This is a genomic window from Elusimicrobiota bacterium (assembly GCA_016722575.1).
Taxonomy (GTDB): domain Bacteria; phylum Elusimicrobiota; class Elusimicrobia; order FEN-1173; family FEN-1173; genus JADKIY01.
This window is the reverse complement of record JADKIY010000002.1, coordinates 782,718-798,925: the sequence shown is the minus strand read 5'-3', so window position 1 is coordinate 798,925 and position 16,208 is coordinate 782,718. Positions and strand designations below refer to the sequence as shown.

17 protein-coding genes are annotated in these 16,208 nt (G+C 64.2%); 12 read left to right on the top strand and 5 right to left on the bottom strand.

Annotation, left to right across the window (positions count from 1 at the left end; genetic code table 11):
• Positions 1-152 precede the first annotated feature (152 nt).
• Complete coding sequence (locus IPP68_07205) at positions 153-2,243, top strand: sodium-translocating pyrophosphatase (protein ID MBL0350144.1); 2,091 nt, start codon at positions 153-155, stop codon at positions 2,241-2,243.
• A gap of 15 nt (positions 2,244-2,258) precedes the next feature.
• Here the strand turns inward: IPP68_07205 and IPP68_07200 are convergent, their stop codons facing one another.
• A complete protein-coding gene (locus IPP68_07200; protein MBL0350143.1) occupies positions 2,259-2,873 on the bottom strand; it encodes a hypothetical protein in 615 nt (204 codons plus the stop codon).
• 332 nt (positions 2,874-3,205) lie between these two features.
• On the opposite strand from IPP68_07200, the gene IPP68_07195 reads away from it, so the two are divergent.
• Positions 3,206-3,523 (top strand): hypothetical protein, encoded by a 318-nt coding sequence (locus IPP68_07195; GenBank protein ID MBL0350142.1) that lies wholly within the window; start codon positions 3,206-3,208, stop codon positions 3,521-3,523.
• 61 nt (positions 3,524-3,584) lie between these two features.
• Here the strand turns inward: IPP68_07195 and IPP68_07190 are convergent, their stop codons facing one another.
• From IPP68_07190 to IPP68_07175, 4 genes are all read right to left on the bottom strand, one after another.
• The gene (locus IPP68_07190) at positions 3,585-5,051 is read right to left on the bottom strand and encodes a hypothetical protein (GenBank protein MBL0350141.1); all 1,467 of its coding nucleotides are present in this window, start codon (positions 5,049-5,051) and stop codon (positions 3,585-3,587) included.
• Positions 5,052-5,115: 64 nt separating this feature from the next.
• A complete protein-coding gene (locus IPP68_07185; GenBank protein MBL0350140.1) occupies positions 5,116-5,679 on the bottom strand; it encodes a hypothetical protein in 564 nt (187 codons plus the stop codon).
• On the bottom strand, positions 5,666-6,514 hold the full coding sequence (locus IPP68_07180) for an OmpA family protein (GenBank protein ID MBL0350139.1): 849 nt from the start codon (positions 6,512-6,514) through the stop codon (positions 5,666-5,668). Before IPP68_07180 ends, IPP68_07185 begins: the two co-directional genes overlap by 14 nt.
• A gap of 1 nt (position 6,515) precedes the next feature.
• A complete protein-coding gene (locus tag IPP68_07175; protein MBL0350138.1) occupies positions 6,516-7,289 on the bottom strand; it encodes a flagellar motor protein in 774 nt (257 codons plus the stop codon).
• Between the two features lie 148 nt (positions 7,290-7,437).
• On the opposite strand from IPP68_07175, the gene IPP68_07170 reads away from it, so the two are divergent.
• Genes IPP68_07170 through IPP68_07125 form a run of 10 tightly spaced genes read left to right on the top strand, consistent with a single transcriptional unit; the run spans position 7,438 to position 16,197 of the window.
• A complete protein-coding gene (locus tag IPP68_07170) occupies positions 7,438-8,814 on the top strand; it encodes a sigma-54-dependent Fis family transcriptional regulator (protein MBL0350137.1) in 1,377 nt (458 codons plus the stop codon).
• Between the two features lie 51 nt (positions 8,815-8,865).
• Entirely contained in the window at positions 8,866-9,219 is a 354-nt protein-coding gene (locus IPP68_07165) for a hypothetical protein (GenBank protein ID MBL0350136.1), read from the top strand.
• A gap of 59 nt (positions 9,220-9,278) precedes the next feature.
• Complete coding sequence (locus IPP68_07160) at positions 9,279-9,650, top strand: hypothetical protein (GenBank protein ID MBL0350135.1); 372 nt, start codon at positions 9,279-9,281, stop codon at positions 9,648-9,650.
• Positions 9,651-9,654: 4 nt separating this feature from the next.
• Positions 9,655-10,065: a flagellar basal body rod protein FlgC gene (gene flgC / locus IPP68_07155; protein MBL0350134.1), complete on the top strand. Its 411-nt coding sequence runs from the start codon at positions 9,655-9,657 to the stop codon at positions 10,063-10,065.
• On the top strand, positions 10,062-11,369 hold the full coding sequence (locus IPP68_07150) for a hypothetical protein (protein MBL0350133.1): 1,308 nt from the start codon (positions 10,062-10,064) through the stop codon (positions 11,367-11,369). The genes flgC and IPP68_07150 overlap by 4 nt, the downstream gene beginning before the upstream one ends.
• Entirely contained in the window at positions 11,366-11,665 is a 300-nt protein-coding gene (locus tag IPP68_07145; GenBank protein MBL0350132.1) for a flagellar hook-basal body complex protein FliE, read from the top strand. The genes IPP68_07150 and IPP68_07145 overlap by 4 nt, the downstream gene beginning before the upstream one ends.
• A 45-nt stretch (positions 11,666-11,710) precedes the next feature.
• Positions 11,711-13,258, top strand: coding sequence for a flagellar M-ring protein FliF (gene fliF / locus IPP68_07140; GenBank protein MBL0350131.1), 1,548 nt, complete (start codon positions 11,711-11,713; stop codon positions 13,256-13,258).
• Between the two features lies 1 nt (position 13,259).
• Positions 13,260-14,309 carry a hypothetical protein gene (locus tag IPP68_07135; GenBank protein ID MBL0350130.1) on the top strand — a complete coding sequence of 350 codons (1,050 nt, stop codon included), beginning with the start codon at positions 13,260-13,262 and terminating at the stop codon, positions 14,307-14,309.
• Positions 14,310-14,891, top strand: coding sequence for a hypothetical protein (locus IPP68_07130; protein MBL0350129.1), 582 nt, complete (start codon positions 14,310-14,312; stop codon positions 14,889-14,891). It begins immediately after the preceding gene.
• Positions 14,884-16,197: a FliI/YscN family ATPase gene (locus IPP68_07125; protein ID MBL0350128.1), complete on the top strand. Its 1,314-nt coding sequence runs from the start codon at positions 14,884-14,886 to the stop codon at positions 16,195-16,197. The genes IPP68_07130 and IPP68_07125 overlap by 8 nt, the downstream gene beginning before the upstream one ends.
• The last annotated feature ends 11 nt before the right edge of the window (positions 16,198-16,208 follow it).

The following is a 16,208-nucleotide window of genomic DNA, read 5'->3' as shown; positions in this document are numbered from 1 at the left end:
CCGAGGGCCGAGCGGGATTTCGGCCCGTCCGACCGGCCGGCCCAACCCGTGTCCACCCCCATCGCCGCCGCGGGCCGGTTGGACGGCCGAGAAGGCCCCGCGCGGCGAGGCTTGCGGACGCCGACGCGTGAAATGCTAAAATGCGCCACACCATGATGACCTTCGTCTTTGGCGTGTGCGCGTTGTCCTTGGTTGTGGCCGCTTACCTCACCCGATACGTGTTGGCCCGGGACACGGGCACTCCCGAAATGCGCCGCATCGCCGACGCCATCCGCACCGGCGCCGAAGCCTTCCTCCACCGTCAAAACAAAACCATCACCCTCCTTTTCCTCATTGTGGCGGGCGGCATCTTTTCCCTCTACGCCCTGATTCGTCGGGACGCCTCCGAAGGATTGGACGCGGCTTTTTCCTTCTTGTTCGGTTCCTGCACCTCCCTCCTGGCCGGTTTGATCGGCATGCAGGTGTCCATTCGCACGAACATCCGGGTGGCTTCCGCCGCGCGCCGAAGTCTTTCGGAAGCGTTGGTGTTGGCTCTTCGAGGCGGGGCGGTGAGCGGGTTGGCCGTGGTGACTTTAAGTCTGATCGGGGTGGGGGGGCTTTTCTGGTTCATGGGGGGGTTGACGGACCCCCAGACCGTTCCTCTGAAAATCGTGGGGTTTGGTTTCGGCGCCAGCTTTGTGGCGCTCTTCGCCCAGCTGGGCGGGGGGATCTTCACCAAGGCGGCGGACGTGGGGGCCGATCTCGTCGGTAAAATCGAAGTCGGCATTCCCGAGGACGACCCCCGGAACCCCGCCGTCATCGCCGATTTGGTGGGCGACAACGTGGGCGATTGCGCGGGCCGCGGCGCCGACCTCTTTGAATCCACCGCCGCCGAAAACATCGGCGCCATGATACTCGGGGCCTCCTTGTATCCCGTGTTCGGCGTCTACGGAATTCTCTTTCCCCTGGTGGCCCGGGCCATGGGGCTATTGGCGGCCATCGGCGGGGTGTTCGCCGTGCGGCTTAAAAGCGAAACCGAAGACCCCATGAAAGCCCTAAACCGGGGCTATATGGTGACGAGCCTCCTGGCCGTGGGGGGGTTTTACTTGACGGTGCGAATCCTGCTGAAGAACAACCCCTGGCTTTTCGTGGCCGGCTTGATCGGCATCGCGGCGTCCTACCTTTTCGTCTGGATCACGCAGTACTACACCGAATCCCGGTACCGACCCGTTAAGGAAATCGCCCGGTCGTCCCTGACCGGGCACGCGACCCTGATCATTTCCGGGCTCGGCATCGGGCTGGAAAGCACGGCTTTTCCCGTCTTGACCATTGCGGCGGCCCTGGTGGGCGCCTACCATTGCGGCGTACACGCCCTGGCGGGGACCGCGGCCACGCCCACCGCCGCGGGCCTTTACGGCACCGCCATCGCCACCATGGGGATGCTCTCGACCTGCGGCTACGTGTTGGCCATGGATACCTTTGGCCCCATCACCGACAACGCCGGGGGCATCGTGGAAATGAGCCACCAGCCCGACTCCATCCGGCGCCGGACGGACCGGTTGGACGCGGTCGGCAACACCACCAAGGCCTTGACCAAAGGCTACGCCGTCGGGTCGGCCGCCCTGGCCGCCTTTCTCCTTTTTTCGGCGTATTTGGACGAAATCTCCCATTTGATCGGTAAACCCTTCCAAACGGTGGACATCGCCAAAGTCGAAGTTTTCGTCGGGGCCCTGTTGGGCGCGATGCTGGTGCTGCTCTTTAGCGCTCTGGCCATCCGGGCCGTGGGAAAAGCGGCGACCTACGTGATCAACGAAGTGCGCTCCCAATTTTCCGAACGCCCCGGCATCCTTCAGGGCACCCAGGACCCGGACTACGCCCGCTGCGTGGACATCGTGACTTCGGGCGCCTTAAAACAGATGGTGTGGCCCGGAGTCCTCGTGGTCGGCATGCCGGTGGCGGTGGGGTTGATTTTTAAGCGGTTCGGCGTGGGGGCGGAGACGGTGGCCGGCTTCCTTATGGTGGGGACCATCACGGGTATTTTGATGGCGCTTTTCATGAACAACAGCGGCGGGGCCTGGGACAACGCGAAAAAATTTGTCGAAACCAACGAAATTTACGGCGGCAAGGGCTCCCTGGCCCACCAGGCCGCCGTCGTGGGGGACACCGTCGGAGATCCGCTCAAGGACACCGCCGGTCCCAGCCTTCACGTGCTGATCAAACTCCTCTCCACCATCACCCTCGTCTTCGCCCCGCTCTTCGTTTAACCCCATCGTCCGGGTTCATTCCTTCACGTCCAATTTCCAGGCAATGGAGGGAAATTGCACGTACGCGTCCACGTCGTCCCAGCGGGCCCCCAAGCGCAGGTGAATCCCGTTGGGCGTCGTCACCGCAAAATAGAGGGGAAGCCAGCAGAGCGGCGGCGGCAAATCGGGATAGCGGGAGATTTGGAACGTGCCCTTTTCACCGACGGGTTTCGGCGCTCCTTCATACCAGGTGTTTTGATTGCCGACCAGCAGTTGCGGCCGACCCCAACCGAAAGAAGTCCAGGAGCGCGGCATCCAGCGGAAAACCGCCGGATAATCGTCGTGCTCCCGTTTTTGAAGGTGGGACGGGAGATGTCGCCGCCCCGGCATCAGGCGAAAGAGAGCCGTGACCATGACGTCGGCGGATTTTTCCAGCGGCGAAAAGGCCCCGGGCAACAGTTGAGGGCGCTCGACGCGGACGGCGTCGGGCGACGGCGTTGCGGTTTCGTCCGTGGGAACGGGGGGAGGGGCGTCGGTCGGGGTTGGTTCGGCCGAAAGAGTCCCAGTTAAAAGCAACAAGGGAAGTCCGGCGCCCAGGGCTCCGAGCGGCCCACGGGCTCGAACGACGGTCCATCGGTTGGCGTTTTTCATGGCACGATCCCCCGATCGGGGTGCTGATCCCCCATCGGGAAGCCGCGCGCGGTGTCGAGTCTTTCTCCGCCTTAAGCCTACCCCCCCATCGTCGGAAATTCAAGGGGCAGGGGGGAATTCAGCCGCTGTGCGGCCGCCCCCAGTCCCAGGGCTGTGCAATGGGGCCGGGGGGGGTTTCCGCCGCTGTGCGGCAGCCCCCCGGTCCCAGGGCTGTACGCTGCGGGGGGGGCCGTGGTTGTGTGTGTGTCATCCCCCAGCCCCATTGCTCCGCGATGGGGCTGGCAAACCGCGAAAAGACACCGCATACTGGAGGGGAATTTGGGAGGTTCCCTTTGATTGAATGGTTGTCGATTGTGGTGTCGCCCATATTGGGCGCCGGCGCGGGCACCGTGTTTAAGAAGTGGATGAACCGCAAACCCCCGCCTCTGGTTCGGGAAACCCCCGCCGGATCCCTTGGCGCGGTGACCCGCCAGGTGGAAGATTTACAGGAATGGCGCGTCGACGCCCTGACGATTCTCCAAGCCCACGAGCGGCGCCTTCAAAAGCTTCGGACGGAAGTGCGGGTGACCCGGTATATTTTGGATGTGTTTTTGGTTTTGCTGTTGGCCGCGGTGGCCGGTTGGTATTACTTCGCCCGGCACGCGGGTTAGATTTTTTCGGCAACAACATCGAATAAAGAGATCGGCCCGCCTTCCGCGTCGGCCCGCCCGATTAGTAAATTTCGACCTGCCGCGGAATCCCGAAGCGGATGTTGAGCTTGATGTGGCTCTGGGTGATGTCGTCGTTCCCCGCCACGCCCCGGATGAGGCGGAGTTGTTCCAAGGGGTGGAGGCGCGCGTAGCCGATCTCGATGGACACCGGTTCCGAATGGTCGTAACGCAGAGTCCAATCCAACTCGTTCATTAAATTCTTGCTGACGTCGTTGATGGAGTGCTGGGTCCAGGCGGAAAAGAAATCCGTTTTAAAGGCGAATTGCTTTCCCCAGAGCACCGGCGAAAAAGCGAAACCCACGTTCAACAGGCGGGTGCCCAAATCGCCCACGGCGTGGGTGTCCAACCCGGCCGTGAATCCCAAATTGGCGCTTCCGTGGAATATCTCGCCGTGGCGAAAATCCGACCCGGGAAACCCCACCGAGGCAAAATCCCGGTAAGCCGACACTTTCAAGTCCGTCGGGTCGTCGTCTCCGGAAGCGCAGGCGTAAAGGGCGTGGGTCTGGATCATGCCCCGCCAATCGTAGGTCGCTTTGGCCACAAAGGCCTGGCCCTTGTAATCCCGGGCCACGCCGCTGCTGATCAAGGTTCCCAAATTGTCGAACAGCGGACCCCGGTCCGCGCCGCCGTTGACCGCCCATTCCAAGGAGAGGGACACCGCGTCCCGCCCGTCGACGGGCACGTAAAAACGCGCTCGGGAATCGTAGATTTGGAGCTTGTTGGAGTCCCGGGAAAGCCCGGAGTTCTGGTCCACCGCCTGGTAAAAGCCCGCTTCCAGTTCGAATTTGCCCCAGCCCTTTTTGAACAACCCGTCCGAGTTCAAGAACCCGTAGGTTAAGCTCACGTCGCCGCCGTCGACGAAGTCGTCTTTGTTGGTCGCCGCGTCTCCGGCGGCGCCCGCCTGCGGGATGGCGTCGTCGTCCACGGGGGTGCCGAAGGCGAACTGGCCCCACACCAAGCCGATCTGTTCCCGGACCGACACCCCTTGCAGGGAACGCACCGAAAGCTGGTTGTCCTCCAGGGGGCCGTAATAGGCGATGAAATCCCCCGGCCGGCCGATGTATTGCCGCCCGACCCGCACCGAATCAAAGCCCAGGATATTGTCCATTTCGAGAAAAGCGTTTTCCAAATAGAAATTGCTCAATTCCGAATTAACGGAGCGCGGGGGGTTCCCGAATTGGGCGTCCTGGTTGGCGGTCCCCGCGATGAAGGGGGCCCGGACGACTTCGACGCCGCCCCGAAGCTGGTCGGAAAATCCGATGTTCAATCCCAGGCGAATGCGGTCGACGGTGTTGCCCCGTTCGTCGTTTTCGGCGTTGTCGAAATCGGTTTCGTTTTTGGCCTGTTGGCCCAAATATTCGAAGGAGGCGTAGGGCGACACGGTGAACGTCGACGTGGAGACGGCGCCCCGGAGCGCGGGGGCGAGCAAAAGGGACACAACGGCGACGGCGGCACGACGATTCAACATACGCGTTCCTCCCCAAACCAATCGGATCCGACGCCAAAGCGTCTCTGATGGTATCGGCCGAAAATCATCGAACTGAACCCCCCGGGGCGGTCCGGGCCGGTTCGGTGAACGCGGGCTGGGTTTGATCCAATCGCTGGCGGTGAAGCAGGTACCGCACCAAAAGGTCGGCTTGATCCTGGGCCACGCACCGAAACGCCACGCTGGACCCCTCCGGGCCCCGGGTCGCCTGACCCAAAATCCAAAGCGGATCCTCGTGGCCGGGCGGGAGGATCAATTTGACCTCCACCCAATCCCCGTCCCCCAGGGGCGGGTTGAATTCCCCCCCCAAGGGGGAAAATCCGTCGGGGCGAAGGCGCAGGGGCAACGGCGGGAGGGGCCGGTCTTTGGGTTTTTCCAAACGCTCGGCCAATCGTCGGATCCGTTCCTCCAATTGGGCGAGCCGGTGGGCGAAAGACTCCAGGCCCTCGGGAACCTCCAGGGGGGAATCCATCGGGGAAGCCTGGGCCCGGCAAACGGCGGCGTCCAGAATTTGGGATCGAACCCGCTCGGCCTCGACGGTCGAAAGTCGCCGGAGTTCCCCCGGGAGGTGGGCCGTCACTTCCAGACCGTGGGTTTCACGGGCCGACATGGGGGGCCTCCGCCGGAGGGGGCGCCACCGCCGGCGCCGACCCGACGACCCGACGTTCGGAGATCCAGGGACGCCACCCTTCCTCCGGGCGGGTCGCCGCGTCCGTCGTTGGTTTTAAGGAACTCCAGAACGAGGGTTTTTCGTCCAGGATGACGATTTCGACCCGCCGATTGCGGGCCCGTCCGGCGGCCGTCGTGTTCGGCTGAAGGGGCCGAAATTCCGCGTAACCGGCCACGGAAAGGCGTTGGGGGGAAATGCCCTGCTCCTCCAGCCAGCGGAGAACGGACAGCCCCCGGGCCGTGGACAATTCCCAATTCAACCGGGTTCGATCCGACCCGCCCGTGGACGCCGTGTGCCCCTCCACCCGAAGCCGATGACGGATCAATCGCAGGATGCGCGCGGCCCGCCGCAGGGGTTCCAGCGCTTCGGAGCGGAGGGTGGCGGAGCCGGGGGAAAAGTATTGCCGGGCTTGGAGGATCAGCGTCAATCCGTCGGCGTGACGCTCCAGGCGGAGGGCCCCCCCGCCGCCTTCCTTCCCGATGGAAAGGCGCAATTGGCTCTCGATTTCCCGCAGGTTCATGCCCAAGTCCATCAGGCCGCTTCCCCGGGCGGTGCCCTGGTCGTTGAACATCAGTTGGTCGCTCCCCGCCGAAAAAATGCCCGCGGTGAAGGCTTTTTCCACCGCCCCCACCAATTTGTTCACTTTTCCCTGGTCGGTTTGGGCCGTGGCGTAGAGGACGGTGAAAAAGGCGAAGAGGAGAGTGATGAAGTCGGCGTAACTCACCAGCCAGCGCTCGTGGTTGACGTGTTCCGGGTGTTTGATCTTTCGGGCCACGTCATTTCTCCAGGGCGGCCCGTTCGGCGTGGGACAGGTAGCCTTTTAGCCGTTCCTTGAGTTGGGCCGGATTTTCGCCCTGTTGGATGGCCACCAAGGCGTCCAAAATCAACTCCCGGCGCCGGTTGTTGGCTTCTTTGTGGTGCTTGAGTTTGGCGGAGGCGGGCAAAAAGAGCAGGTTGGCGGAGGCCACGCCGTAGATGGTGGCCACGAAGGCGACGGCGATGCCGGCCCCGAGCGTGGACGGGTCGGCGAGGTTTTCCATGACGTGAATGAGCCCCAGCACGGCCCCGATGATGCCCACCGTCGGCGCGAACCCCCCCGCGGCCTCGAAGAATTTGACCGGGTGCTCGTCGTGTTGTTCGGCTTCCGTCATTTCCCGTTCCATCATTTCCCGCAGGGCCTTTTCCGGCACGGCGTCGATCACCAGTTGAAGCCCTTTGGAGAGGAATTCCTCTTTGATGTTCGGCTGGAATTTTTGGAGGGCCAGAAGGCCTTCTTTTCGGCTCAAGGCCGCGTATTCCAGGAGTTCCTTGGCCAAGGTCGCGGCGTTGTGGTGCGCGCCGAAGAAAACGGACATGAACCGCTTCAACGCGCCGATGGCCACCGACAGGGGAAAACAGGTCATCGTCGCGCCCAAGGTACCGCCAAAGACGATGAGGGCCGCCGTGGGTTGAAGAATCGAGGAGACGTGACCGCCCTCCAGGATTTGGCCCAACAAAATGAGGCCGAACCCCGCGAGCACGCCGATGATGGACGCCAAATCCGGTTGCATGCCGCCTCCTGTCCTTGCCCCACACTATCGGCCGTACGGCGCCGTTATTGAGGCGCCGCCTTGACAGCGGTGCGCCGGGGGGGTATATAGGTTCTTGTAGACCGCGGCCCGCGCGAGGGAACGGGCCGCCCGGACCCCGAGGAACACCATGACCGCCACCAAGACCCCCGCCGACGTCGCCCTGAAAATCCTGATCGTCGACGACGACCGTTCCGCCGCCTACGCCCTGGACCGGGCGCTCACGGAAAACGGCCACGAAGTCGCCTACGCTTTTTCCGCGGAGCAAGGCCTCAAAAGCCTGAAAGAAGCCCCCGTGGACGTGGTTCTGCTGGACCTGGTCATGCCCGGCATGGACGGGACCGAGATGCTCCGCCAGGTCAAAAGCCGCCATCCCGCGATCGACGTGGTCACCATGTCCGGCGCCGGCGGCATGCGGGCGGCCCTGGGCACCCTCCAGCTGGACGCCTTCGATTTCCTTCCCAAACCCATTCAATGGCAGGCGCTCGAGGACGTGATCGGCCGCCTCCGGCAAAAACGCCAAAAATCCAAAGGGCCCGGAAAAGACCGGCCGCTGTCCGCGCTTTTCACCGTGCCCGATTTGATGGGGCAAAGCGAGGGGATGAAGCGGATCTCGGCCTTCATTCAGAAAATATCGTCCGTCACCTCCAGCGTCTTGATCCGGGGGGAAACCGGCACCGGCAAGGAAATCGCCGCCCACGGCATTCACAACCGCAGCCCCCGCCGCGACGGTCCCTTCATCGCGGTGAATTGCAGCGCCCTGCCGGAGACCATGCTGGAAAGCGAGCTCTTCGGCCACGAAAAAGGCGCTTTCACGGACGCCACGGGGCTGAAACGGGGACTCCTGGAAGTCTCCGGTGGGGGGACGCTGTTTTTGGACGAAATCGGCGATATGCCGTTGGCCCTTCAAGCAAAGCTTTTGCGGGTCGTTGAAACCAAGCGCTTCCGCCGCCTCGGGAGCACCGTGGAGCACGCCGTCGATGTCCGATTTTTGGCGGCCACCCACCGCGACCTGGAGGAGATGGTTCGAAAAGGGCAGTTTCGGGAGGATTTGTTCTACCGGTTAAGCGTGTTTACGCTCGTTTTGCCGCCGCTCCGGGAGCGCCGGGAAGACATTGCCCCTTTGGCGGATTTCTTCCTGAAAGGATTGACCGCCGGGCGAACCGCCAAAACCCTTTCGCCGGGCGCCTTGGAGCATTTGACCGCCTACCCCTGGCCCGGCAACGTCCGTGAATTGCACAACGTGATGGAACACGTTGTCGTTTTTTCCGACGCGGAAGTGATTTCCCCGTCCGATCTGCCCCCCCACGTGTTGGCCGGACGCCGCGTGGCCTGTTTGGAACCTCTGGCGGCGGTGGAACGCCGTCACGTGGAGCGCGTTTTTGCCGCCTTGGGTGGCGACGTCCATCAAACGACAAAAACCCTGGGAATCACGGAAGCGGATCTGCAAGCGAGATTGGCCTGCTACCGGGACTCCGCCCCCCTCCCTCCCTCGCCCTTGAATTAGCGCCGCCTCTTTCGGGACGCCTGGCACGTTTCCTGCTGTTGGGAAAGCGCCATGGATTCTCCGTCCCCTCTCCCCACCGACATTCCCGCAAAGTCCGATTCGCCGGAAAAAACCGCGGCCCGTTTGGAAGATTTGCTCGATGGAGAGGCCGCCGTCCTCCGCCGGGAATCCTGGAATAAGCTGGTTCCCCTTCAACGTCAAATCGCCCGGTTTTGGACCCGCCTCGCCAACCACCCGGCCTATCTTCAATCCCCGGACGGCCAAGCCGCTTTGACGCGGATCCGGCGCCGGGTCGAGGAAAACGCCGCCCGGCTGAAAACGCTGACCCAGGAGGTCCGCGATCGATTGGACCGGGAAAGGCGTCTGGGCCGGGCCCGTCGAGCTTATGGCGGGTCTTCTTCTTAAGATCTCCTCCGACGCTTTGGTCGGCACGGGATTTGCATCTTGGGAAGGCGAGGACAAAAATGACTTCATCCTTTTTTAACATCGCCGGCGGGCTGGAAAGGGAATTGGACCGATCGTGGTTCAACGAACAATCCGCCGCGCGCAATTTGGCCAACCTCCACACCCCCGGTTACCGCGGCTACCGCCTGGCCCCGGACCCGACCGAAGATTTCGCCGATTTGCTGGGCCAGGAGTTGGAGCGAACGAACGAAAACCACTTGTCCCTGCTTCCCGAGGACGCGGGATCCGATTTTCAGAAAGTGCCGGTGGAGGATTTGTCGCCGGACACGGAAATGGCCGAGCTTTCCAAGAATCAGATGTTTTATCAAACCTTGTTGGAAGTCGTGAACCGTCGGGATCGATTGACGCGCACGGCTTTGGAAGGACGGTGACGCGATGGGCGTTTTCGACGGTTTGGACATCAGCGGTTCGGGCCTGACGGCCCATCGTAAATGGATGGAAACGGCGGCGATGAACATCGCCAACGCCAACACGACCCGGACGCCGACGGGCGGACCCTACCGGCGAAAAGCCGTGGTCTTCGCCGAAGCCCTGCGAACCGCCGGGACGGCGGACCCCCTGGGAGTCAAAGTGGCGACCGTCGCCAACGACCCGGCCCCGTTTCCTCAAGTTTTTAATCCCGCCCATCCGGACGCCAACGCCCGGGGATTTCTGGCCCTTCCCAACGTGAATCCGGTCCAGGAAATGGCCGATTTGACCGTGGCCTCCCGGGCGTACGAGGCCAACGCCGCCGCTTTCGGGGTGGCCAAGTCCATGTTTGTGAAAGCCTTGGAGGTCGGACGATGACCCCCGCGCGATCGGACGCCGGTCTCCGCCGAGAAAAAATCGAATTGATTTCGCGCGTTCAAAGCCGGGCGGGCGGCGTGGCCGTCCTTCACGCGGAGCTGCCGTTGAGTGATTTTCAGCGGGCGGAGGAAGCCGCCCTGGAGCAATTCCGTCGAAACACCCGCTGGCCCGGATTTCGGCGCGGCGGCGTGCCCCTGGACAAAGTCCGCCAACGGTTCGGCGCCCAGGCGCGGGAGGAGGGGCTCCGCCAACTGCTTCAGGATCGGACGCCCGACGTTCTCGCCCGGCACGCCATCGAGGCCGTGGGCCTCCCCCTGGTCGACGAGGTCGCTTTGGAGGAGACCCGGGTGCGTTTTCGAATTTCCGTGGAATGCGCTCCGGATTTGACGTCCGTGGAATGGAAAGGCCTCCGTTTGACGGACCCCGGGGTTCGCGTGGAGCGGGAGGCGGTGGAGTCGTTGCTGGAAGACCAACGCCGGGCTTCGGCGGATTTGCAGCCCGCCCCCGTGGTGGTGCCCGGCGCGGACCAGGTGGTCACGGTGGAAGCGCGGGGCAAAACGCCCGCGGCTCAAGCGGCGTTGGCCGGCCAGGGCCCTTGGGACATTGATTTGGGAACGACCCGGGCCGATCCCGCGGTTCGCAAAGCCTTGGCCGGGGCCGGCGTGGGGGACGCCCGGGAAGTGGCGGTGGCGATCCCCGGTTCCGACGGCGAAGGGAAAAACAAAAGCCACGCCGTGGCGTTGACGGTGCGGGCGATTCGCCAGCGGGTTCGGCCGACGATGGACAACGCCTGGGCCAAACGACTGGGATTTGCGGACGTGGCGGCGTTGCGGGCCGCCGCCCGCGCGGCCTTGGACCGGGCCGCCGAAGAGCGGCGGCGGCGCTCCCTGGAAAAACAAATGTCGGACCGGTTGCTGGAAACCCACCCGGTGGAGCTTCCGCCGACCTTGGTGGAGGAGGAATGCCGCCGGTTGTGGGCCGCGCTTCGGGGCCCGTCGGCGCCGTGGAGCGCCGCCGCGTCCGCCGACGCCGCCGCGGTGCGGGCCGAAGCCGCCCGGAACCTGACGTTGACGTTTTTGTTGTCGCGCATCGCGACGGAGGAGGGTCTTCGGGTGACGCCCGCGGACGCCGCCGAGGCTTTTGAGCGCGAGGTCGCGGCCCTTCCCAGCGAGTGGCGCGAGCGCGCCCGCATCCCTTTCGAAAAACGGCGGGAGGAAATCGGCGCGGCGCTTTTGACCGAACGGGTCTTTGACGCCGTTCTGGCCCAGGCCCAATGGACGAATTCGGAGGGGGCCCCCGCGTGATGCCCCTGGATCAAATCGGCGGCGCCCTCCAGGCGGGGGGGAGCGGCGGACCCGCCCTTTCCGCGCCCCGAAAGGATTCCGGATTCGCCGCGACCTTGAGCCAAGCCCTGGCCCGGGCCGACGCCCCGGCCCGTTCGGCGGAAGAATCGGTGAACACCCTCATGGCGGGCAAGGCCGAAAGCCCCCACGACGTGATGATTCGAATGGAGGAAGCCCATTTGGCCCTGTTGTGGACCGTTCAAGTCCGCAATCGGGTGATGGACGCATACAACGAAATCATGCGCATGCCTCTCTAAAAGCGCTCGGCGGCTGGACCTCTGTGAGGAGGCCGCGGACGCCCCGTGACCCGGGGCGCCCCACGCAACGCGCAACGGGAGGACGCCTTGGAATCGCTCAACCGGTTTAAAGACTCATTTTTGGCCTGGCCCACGGGGAAGAAATTCCTGGCGGTGGCGTTGATCGGGGTGTCGTCCCTCTTCCTGCATCGCCTCTCGCTCCCCATGCGCGGACTCGACCTGGTACCCCTGTACGCCCGCTTGTCCCCCGAAGACGCCGCCGCCGTGGTCGAGAAACTCCGCAACGAAAGCGTTCCCTACGCCTTGTCCAACAACGGCCAAACCGTGAGCGTGCCCTCCGGGCAGGTCTACGACCTACGCCTCAAGATGTCCCAGGAGGGCCTGCCCAAAGGCGACAATCAGGGGTTGGAACTGCTCGATAAAGCGGCCCTCGGGGCCAGCGATTTCGTTCAGCGGGTCGGCTATCAGCGGGCCCTGCAGGGCGAACTGGCCCGGACGATTTCGGCGCTGAGCGACGTGTCGTCGGCTCGGGTCCACTTGGTCTTTCCGGAAGATTCGCCCTTTTTGGACTCCCCCGACGGAGCCCGGGCGTCGGTGGTCGTGACGCTCCATCCGGGGTCCACCTTGGAAAAGGACCAAATCCGGGGCATCGTGCACTTGGTTTCCGGCGCGGTCAAAGGCCTGAAACCCGAAAACGTGTCGATCGTGGACGCCCAGGGACGATTGCTCGCCGGGGGGCGGGCCAGCGACAGCATGTTCTCCCAGGGCAACGACCTGTTGGAATTGCAAAAAGAAGCCGAACATTACTTGGAGGAGAAGGCGTCGTCGCTCGTGGATGGATTGCTGGGCGCGGGCCGCTCCTTGGTCCGCATCCGGGTCGATATGGACGCGCAAATCATCAAAGAACAAACGGAGCGTTACGACCCCACCGGTCCCGTTCGGAGCGAGCAGACGGTGGCGGGCGGCGGGACGGGGCCCTCGACCGTCAAGAACTATGAAGTGGGGCGCACAATGAAGGAAATCGTCGCCAGCCCCGGGGCCGTCAACCGGATGTACATCAGCCTGGCGGTGGACGGCACTTTCGTGGAGGATCCGAACAAGCCCGGAGAACGCGTCTACAAGCCCCGATCGGAAGAAGAACTGCGAACCATCGCCCAGCTGGTGAAGGAAGCGGTGGGGTTCAGCGAGGACCGGGAGGATCAGCTGGAAATACGCAACATCCCTTTTGACACCAGCCGAAACGACGAAACGATGAAGGAGCGGCGCCTAAACGAGGAAGAGATGCGCCGCGACCGCCAGCGGGCCCAGTACGTGGACGTGGCCAAGCACCTGGGAACCTCGCTCGGGATGGGATTGATCGTGCTGGCGCTGTTCCGTCTGGTGAAGGGCGAATCCCGCCCCGTTCCGGTCCCCGCCCCGCTGCCCGCCGCGGCGTCGCCCCCGCCCCCGCCGCCGGTGGAAACGCCGCCGGCTCGAACGGAAAAACCCTTTAATCACGCGGAGGCCGAGGCCCTGATCCTCAAAACGGCCCGGCAGAATCCGGCGGACCTGGCCAAGCTCATGCAGCGCCAATTCCTGACGAACGCTTCCTGACGTGGCCGACAAAACCCCCCTCGCGGTTCCGACCCTGACGCCTTTTCAAAAGGTGTCGGTGCTGTTGCGGGCCTTGCCCGACGACCAGTGCGTGGAAGTCCTCAAGAACTACGCCGAAGGGGACGTGGAGCAAATTTGCCGGGAAATGATGAACCCCCCGGTCGTATCGGAAGAAACCCGGGTTCAACTTCTGAAAGAATTCAACGACCATTTGAGCGCGGCGACCGTCCGCCCGCCCGTGGAAAACATTGAAGGGGTCCTGGCCCGGCTCTACGGCGTGCGGCGCTCGGGGGAGATCATTCGCCGCATGAAGGAATCCGCGGTCCCGCCCCCGTCCTTGACCGGCTTGATCGACGCGGTGGGAATCGCGGCGGCGGCGGAGGAAATGGCCCGGGAATTGCCGGCCGTGGCCGCCTTCGCCCTGGCGGAGCTTCCGCCCGCCACCGCCGCCAAATTGCTGGCGGCGATGCCCGACGCCGCGCGGGCCCAAGTCATGATCGCCCGGGTCCGCGCCGCCAAACCCCGGCCCGAAATGGCCGAACGCGTGCGGGACGGGTTGCGGGCCCGTTTGGAGGAACGCCGCCGGGCCGCCCCGCCCCTGGACCCCGTGGAATTGGCCGCCACGGCCGAACTCATCTCCCAATTGCCGGCCGAAACCGCCAAAAAAATTTTGGACGACCTGACCCAGCGGGACCCGGTGGTCGGGAAGCGGATCGCCGAGGCCCTCTTCACCTTTGAGGATTTAACGCGCTTGGAAGACCGCGACGTGCAAAAAATTCTCCCGAAGCTCAACGGCGTCGATTTGAAAATGGCTCTTCGCAAATGCCCGGCCGAGATCAGCGAGAAAGTGTTTAAAAACATGTCGGATCGGATGTCGGCGGCCCTCAAAGAAGACATTCAAAACACCCCCCCGCAAAAAAAAGAAGTCATCGAGGAGGCCCAGCGGAAAATCGCGGTCTTCATCCGGGATTTGGTTCAAAAGGGCGAAGTGACGCCCCAGCGGGTCGCCGCGTCCAAAAACGACGGCGCCCCGGCGGAGGAGCTCGTTTAAATGTCCCCCCGGGTTTTTAAAAAACCGGCCGTCTCCACCCGAACCCTCCGGGTCCAGGAACCGCCGCCGCCCGTCCGTGAAGCGGCCGCCCCCGTCGTGCCCCCCGAGGTTCTCAAAAAAATGGAGGAAGACCTCCGGCAACGGTTGACCGCCGAATTCGAAGAACGGGTCGCCCGGGACCGGCGGGCGGCCGAGGGGGCCTTCGAGGAGGAACGTCGGCGTTGGCTGGCCGAACAGGAGCCGTCGCTCGTTCAACTGGTGTTGACCCTCGTGGCCAAGATCTGTCGAACCGAATCGGCGGAGCGGGCGGCGATCGCCACGGCCTGGGTGCGGGAAGGGCTTCAGCGATTGGGGGGCGCCGGGCCGCGGGTCGTCTCGGTGCATCCCCGGGACGCCGAGGCCGTTCGGGCCCTGGACGACGTTCGCCGCCCGGGCGTGACCGTCGAGGAAAACCCCGACCGGGAACCGGGCGACGCCGTGATCGACACGCCGACGACGCGGTTCGACGCCCGGCTGGCCACGCGGTTGGAGGAGGTGGAACGGCCGCTGCGCGCCCTTTCCGAAGGCGGTTCCGGTGAGTGAGATCGACTGGGCCAAATACGGCGAAGCGCTTCAAGGCCGGTCCCTGGCCCGGGAAGTGGGCCGTTTAACCCGGGTGACAGCCGGTCTCCTGGAGGGAATCGGGCCGGACGTGAGTTTGGGGGAAGTCTGCCGGGTGTGGGACAAGGCCGGCCAGCGATTCTATTGGGCGGAAGCCGTGGGGTTTCGAGACGACCGCATCGTCATGGCGCCCCTGGGGCACGTGGAAGGGCTGGGCCCCGGCAGTTTTTGGATGGACGGGATCGGCCCCGTGTCGGTCCCGGTGGGCAACGCGCTCTTGGGACGGGTGGTGGACGCCCGCGGCGCGCCTCTGGACGGCGGTCGTTCCTTGACTCTGCGGGAGCGGCGCTCGCTCCGCACCGCCCCGCCGGACCCCATGAGCCGCCGGCGCATTTCCGAACCCCTGGCCACGGGGGTCCGGGCCATCGACGGCCTGATGACCTGCGGAAAAGGGCAGCGCCTGGGGCTGTTCGCCGGCAGCGGCGTTGGAAAGAGTTCGTTGCTGGGCATGATCGCCCGGGGCACCCAGGCCGACGTGAACGTGATTTCGCTGGTGGGGGAGCGGGGCCGGGAAGTCCGCGAATTTATTGAGAAAGACCTCGGGCCCGAGGGGTTGGCCCGGTCGGTGGTCGTCGTGGCGACCTCGGACCAGCCGCCCATGGCCCGCCTGCACGCGGCGCTCGGGGCCACCGCCGTGGCGGAGTATTTCGCCGAGCAAGGCAAAGACGTTCTGCTCATGATGGATTCGGTCACCCGTTTGGCCATGGCGGGGCGTGAAATCGGCCTGGCCTTGGGCGAGCCGCCCACCACCAAGGGGTACACCCCTTCCGTGTTTTCCTTCCTCCCCCGGCTCCTGGAGCGGGCGGGGAATTTTGCCAAAGGGAGCGTGACCGGCATTTACACCGTGCTGGTGGAGGCCGACGACATGGACGACCCCGTGGCGGACACCCTGCGGTCCATTTTGGACGGACACGTCGTCTTGTCCCGTCGCATGGCCACCCAGAACCACTACCCGGCCGTGGACGTTCTGGAGAGTCTGAGCCGCCTCATGGTGGACGTGACGGAGGCCCCCCAAAAACGGGCGGCGGGCATTCTTCGGGAAGTCCTGGCGGCCCACCGGGAAGCGGAGGATTTGCTTCGGGTGGGGGCCTACGCCCGGGGGAGCGACGCCAAAATCGATTTCGCTTTGGCCCATTTGGAAAAGGTGAAAGCCTTTCTCAAGCAGGAATTGAACGAAAAATGCGGATTTTCAGCCACCCGGGAGAAGCTTGGCGCGCTTTTTGCATAGAGAAGGATGGG